Source organism: Cellvibrio mixtus subsp. mixtus J3-8 (assembly GCF_000766945.1).
GTDB classification, from domain to species: domain Bacteria; phylum Pseudomonadota; class Gammaproteobacteria; order Pseudomonadales; family Cellvibrionaceae; genus Cellvibrio; species Cellvibrio mixtus_A.
Map to the genome: position 1 here is coordinate 263,982 of NZ_KN266211.1, position 1,942 is coordinate 265,923.

The following is a 1,942-nucleotide window of genomic DNA, read 5'->3' on the forward strand; positions in this document are numbered from 1 at the left end:
AGTTACCAATCCATTGGGCAAACAAACTATCTATCGCTTTGATGATATTGCCGGTGCGCGCCGTGTAGTTAAAGTAGAGGGGCAACCTACTGCAAATTGTGCGGGTGCCAACCAGAACTACACCTATACCGTTGAAGGGTGGATTGAAAGTAAAACCGATTGGAAAGGGATTAAAACTACTTACCAATACAATTCTCTCGGCCAGGAAATATCCCTCACAGAGGCTTTTGGTACACCCGAGGCCCGTACCATTACAACTGAATGGCATCCCACATTGTATTTAAAAACGAAGATCATTGAATCTGGCAAAGAAACCACGTTTAGTTATGATGTTAATGGACGGCTCAGCAATCAATCTACTCGTGCATTAAGCAATTAATCTGGAAAAGGAATTAATTATGAGGCCGATAAATAAACACCCTTTCATGGGAAAATTTTTATTTTATGCTGTGTTTCTTTTATCTCAAGTGGTATGGATATTTTATTCACATACTGCACTTGCATGCACTGTAAATGGTATGGATGCTAATTGTTATGAGCCGGAATTGACGGATTGGAAATATAATCTATGTGATAAGGCTGGTAGTTTTAATTATAGATATCGAGCATGGTGTGAGGCGGGTGGTGGTGTATGGCGTGGCTCCAACTATGGATGCTCAAATAGTGTTGTTTTTAATGAAGGAAATATTGTTTCTTTCGTGTCTAGGTTTGCAGATATTTTAAGTAATACCCAAGGTTCTATTCCATCGGATACTGGGTGGGGAATAACATACACTGATAATTATCTATGTTATTCAGGTAAACCGACTTATGTCAATGATATATTAATTTCTGATGTGAGACAGCTTCAGGCACCAGGTGCTACAGTTATAGCCTATCGTAGTAGGGAATTAGTGTGCGGTGAGGGAGCAACTGAGGTTACAATAAATCAAAAAAAATTATGTGTGTATAAATATATTGCCGCTATTCCTAAGGATGCTCCGCCGCCCCTGCGATGTGACGATACAGTTGGTAATCCTATAGTAATTAGCACTGGTGCAAAAATACAAAAGGAAACAGACGTTTATTCTCGAGGGAAAAATCAAATTGGTTTTGAGCGCACTTATAACAATACAGATATAAACATAAGTACATCTTGGTTAAACACTTATCAAAAGTCATTGCAATTTATTACACCCGAAAAGATTGCTACTGAAAGTAGAAAAAGTTCGCCTTATACAAACAAAGCTCAGGCTTGTACAAGTGGTTGGAGTCAGATTAAATCTATTCTCATGGAAAGCTGGGCAATAAGTACGACAGCCCAATATTCTAATGGTATATGCCAAATAAAACGCGGAAATATAATTGTTCGTAACATTCCAATACTGCCAAATACCAACAACATTCAGGTCTATCTTAAGCCCGGATCTGTTCAAGTGATAAGGGAAAATGGAAGTGTTCAGAGTTTTGGTCTCGGAGTTGGTGAGCAATATGTTGGATTTAATGGCGATCACGGTCAGCTAATTGCCGTTATTGATGCGGCACCTGTGGCATGGCGCTATATCGCCAGCAATGGCGAGGTAGAAGATTACAATGCTGACGGAAAATTATTATCCATTACCGCCAGCAATGGCATGAAGCAAGAATTATTTTACGATGCATCGAGTGGATTATTAACGCGTGTAAAAGATTCGACCAATCGCGAACTAACATTTGCTTACACAGTCAATCAACTCAGCAGCGTTACTGTCGATGGTAATAAAACAACATCGTATACATATAATGGTCAGGGATTGATTAGCAAGGTTATTCGCCCTGACAATTCCGAACGTATTTATCACTACGAAGATTCTCGCTTCCCAAGCTTTTTGACCGGGATCACTGATGAGCGAGGAAAACGTTACGCTACCTGGGCTTATGATGCCCAGGGTCGCGCTATCTCCAGTGAGCACGCAGGCGGAGT

At 40.3% G+C, this 1,942-nt stretch carries 2 protein-coding genes; both read left to right on the forward strand.

The genetic code is table 11. From position 1 onward, the window contains the following. The coding region (locus tag A596_RS17285; RefSeq protein ID WP_039917071.1) for a hypothetical protein at window positions 1-379 on the forward strand (379 nt) is incomplete at its 5' end. A gap of 19 nt (window positions 380-398) precedes the next feature. Beyond that, the coding region (locus tag A596_RS17290) for an RHS repeat domain-containing protein (RefSeq protein WP_160280168.1) at window positions 399-1,942 on the forward strand (1,544 nt) is incomplete at its 3' end.